Here is a 3,632-nt window from a genome sequence, read left to right as displayed (position 1 = left end):
GCGGTCGTCGCTGGACGTGGCGAGGATGTGCCCTCCGGGACGGAAGGCGACCGTCCGGACACCGCCGTCGTGCTCGTCGACGAGGGTGACGGGGAAACGGCCCGAAGCGGGATCCGCAGTGTCGACGAGTGCCACGCGTCCGTCGTCGTACGGCACGGCGAGCACCCGCCCGGTGGGTGAATACCGCACGTTGTGCACGGCGCCGCCGGCGTAGACCTGCCGGTCGAGCACCACGCGCGGCGCGGCACGATCCGTCACGTCGTAGATCCACACCCCGCCGTCACCTGCACCCATCGCGAGGAAACGGCCGTCGGGGCTGAACGAGACGGACGCCATGTACTTCGTCGACAACTGCAGCGGCTCGCCCACCGCCACCGGTTCGTCGCCGTCGAGCGCCCACAATCGGACGGTGCCGTCGTCGCTCGCCGAGGCGAGGGTGGAGCCGTCGGGTGAGACGACGACGCCGTAGACCGGGCCGCTGTGCCCGCTCAGCGTGTAGGCGAGGGGCACGGCCTGGCTGGCGATGAGCCGCGAGTACGCGACCGGGCTGTCGGGCTGGAGTTCGGCCGCCACCAGCGCGAGATTCGCCGAGGTCGTGGGGTCCTCGTCGCGCAGGGAATCGGACAGCGCGACGATCTGCTGGAACTGGGCGGCGCTCCGCTCCGTTTCGGCCCGGCCCTTCGCGACCCAGGCCAGACCCGTCATCACGAACGCGATGATCGTCGACAACGCCATCGCCGAGATGCCGACGCGGCGTGCGCGTGCCTCACGAGCGATCTGCCGCCGGGAGGCATCGAGGAAGGCCACGGCCGTGGAGCTGAGCGCGACCGGTCCACGACGGTCCTCGGAGGATCCCGCCATGGCGAGATGCGGATTCTGCTCGCTCACGACATCCATGCGGCCGCGCCGGTAGAGCAGTTCGCGGTTGCGTCCGGATCCGAGCCAGGTCAACGCGTCGGCCTCGATCTGCTGCCGCAGAGCGGCACCGGCGCGGTCCTGCTGGATCCACGACTTGAGCCGGGGCCACGCGTCGATCACGGCGTCGTGGATGAGCTCGACGCACTCGGCGTCGACGACGAGCACCCGGGCCGACACGAAATGGTCGAGCACCCGCTTCGACGCGGCACGATCCTTGCCTCCCACCGCCAGCAGTTCGTTCAGCGGGCGTGCGATCTTGACGTCCGTGCCGGTCGTGGTGACGTAGACCAGGTGGACGAGCATCGACCGGGCGCAGGCGCGGTCGGCGTCGTCGGTGAGGTTCTCCCACGCCCGTTCGGCGCCGGCGGCGACGGATCCGCGGACACCGCCGGTTGCGCGATATGCGGCGACGGTGAGCGTGCCACCGCTGCGCTTGTCCCACAGCGAGTCGAGCAGGTGGGACAGCAGGGGAAGTTCGGTGCCGCTGATCTCGCCGTCGGTCAGGCCCGTGAGGTCGTGGAGGATGAGATCGACGAGACCCGGTTCGAGACGGACCCCGACGAGTTTGGCGGGAGCGGTGATCACCTCGACCAGGTCGTCGCGGTCGAGCGGCTGGACGGTCTTGGTGCGCCGCTCCAGAGCCCGGGCGAGCACCGGGGTCGTCACGGCCTGGTCGTAGAAATCCGAGCGCATCGTCGCGACGACGAGGGCCGGAGCGTCACCGTCCGTACCGGTCGACGCGGTCTCGAGGAGGGTGAGGAAGGCACCGCGGAGAGAACTGTCGTTGCACTGGGTGAACAGTTCCTCGATCTGGTCCACGACGACCAGCAGCAACGACGACGAGTTCCGCGATGCCGCGGCACGCAGGGCCGCGTGGACCGCGACGTGGTCGGTGGGGTCGACGACGTCGGCCAGCTCGGGCAGCGCGTCGACGAGTCGTGCCACCGGGTCGGTGCCGGGGGTGAGGACCACCGGGTGACAGTCCGGTGCGGAGCACAACTGCGGAATGATGCCGGCCTGCACGAGCGACGACTTGCCGACGCCGGAGGCACCGGTCACCACGACCGGTCCCTGTCCGTGGGAGGCCGTCACCACATCGACGAGGCTGCGCACGCTCTGTGTCCGTCCGAAGAACAACCGTGCGTCGTTCTGGCGGTAGGACGCGAGTCCCTTGTACGGACGGATCCCGGGCGGCACGGAAACCGCCGCCGACTCCTTGGTGCGCGGAGCGTTCGCCTGACCACGCGCGGCCTTCCACCAGCTCTCCCACTGCTTCAGGGAGTACAGACCGGGAGACGGCGGTTCGGCGTTGAGTTCCCGGGCCGCCCGGATGAGGACCACGAGCACCGGATGTACCGACTCGAAACCGGCCGGCATCCGGGTGCCGTTGCGCCAGTCGCTGACCCGTTGGACGGAGACACTCCGGTCGCTGCCCACCGCGCGGGTGACGTTCGAGGCATCCGAGACGACCTTCTTGAGGGCGGGACGACCGGCGGCGGCGAACAGCAACCGCAACTGATCGGCGAAGAACTGACGCTGCGCCGAACCAGCCTTTCCGTCGCTGTCTCCCATCCGTTCCGCGCCCCTCGTACTCCCGTTCCCCGCGCTGAAACATCCGCTGCGGAAAAATTCCTCACCATGCCTGAGCAGGGATGATACCGGTTCCGCGCCGGTCGGTATTTTCTGTCCCCATTCCGGGTCCGGAACAGTGGTGACCACGCAAGGTTCGACCTTGCAGCGTGGGGCGGGGGCCTCCACGCCGATAGGGACTGACGAGGGGTAGTTCCGGGTCGGCGTGGAGGCATGCTCCACATACGTTCGGGCCCCGCATCACGCGGGGCCCTTCGCGTATCCCCGGCCTACCTCACGACGTCTGGATCGTCCGTCGCGACGGGGCTGTTCAACAGATACGGATCGCGATCCAGGTACGCCTTCGTCTCCCGGGCGATCAGACCCGACAGCACGAGCAGACCGATCAGATTCGGTAACGCCATGAGGCCGTTCATCACGTCGGAGAAGTTCCAGACCACCTCGAGCTGGGTGGTGGCACCGATGAACACGACGACCACGAAGACCGCGCGGTAGGGCACCACACCGCGGCGACCGACGAGACGCTCGACGCACCGCTCGCCGTAGTACGACCAGCCGAGGATCGTCGAGAAGGCGAAGAAGACGACCGAGATGGCGACGATCCAGTGACCCCATTCCCCACCGAGGCCGTCGGCGAAGGCGGCCGACGTCATCGCGGCGCCCTGCTCACCCGACTGCCAGGCGCCGGTCGTGATGATGACCAGACCGGTGAAGGTGACCACGATGATCGTGTCGATGAAGGTCTGCGTCATGGACACCAGGCCCTGACGGACCGGATGCGTGGTCTGGGCGGCGGCCGCGGCGATCGCGGCGCTGCCCATTCCCGATTCGTTGGAGAAGATGCCGCGGGCCACGCCGTAGCGCAGGGCGATCATGAACACCGAACCGATGAAGCCGCCGGTGGCGGCGGTGCCGGTGAACGCGTCGGTGAAGATCAGCGCGAAGGCCTCGGGAATCTGCGAGAAGTTGACGGCGAGGACGACGATGCCGGCGCCCACGTACAGCACGATCATGGCGGGCACGAAACCGGCGGTGACCTTGCCGATGGACTTGATACCGCCGAGCAGGACCGCCGCGGCGAGCACCGTCATCACGAAGCCGCTGAGCCAGGTGGGCACACCGAA

2 protein-coding genes are annotated in these 3,632 nt (G+C 68.5%); both read right to left on the bottom strand.

Annotated features, from left to right (window positions below; genetic code table 11):
• The coding region (locus R1101_RS27445; RefSeq protein WP_016934837.1) for an nSTAND1 domain-containing NTPase at window positions 1-2,490 on the bottom strand (2,490 nt) is incomplete at its 3' end.
• A 287-nt stretch (window positions 2,491-2,777) separates the two neighbouring features.
• Window positions 2,778-3,632: alanine/glycine:cation symporter family protein (locus R1101_RS27440; protein ID WP_016934836.1), on the bottom strand; the 855-nt coding region annotated here is incomplete at its 5' end.

It is taken from the genome of Rhodococcus sp. R1101 (genome assembly GCF_000278445.1).
GTDB classification, from domain to species: Bacteria; Actinomycetota; Actinomycetes; order Mycobacteriales; family Mycobacteriaceae; genus Rhodococcus; species Rhodococcus gordoniae.
The sequence above is the reverse complement of the archived record's forward strand: the minus strand, read 5'-3'. Positions and strand labels throughout refer to the sequence as shown.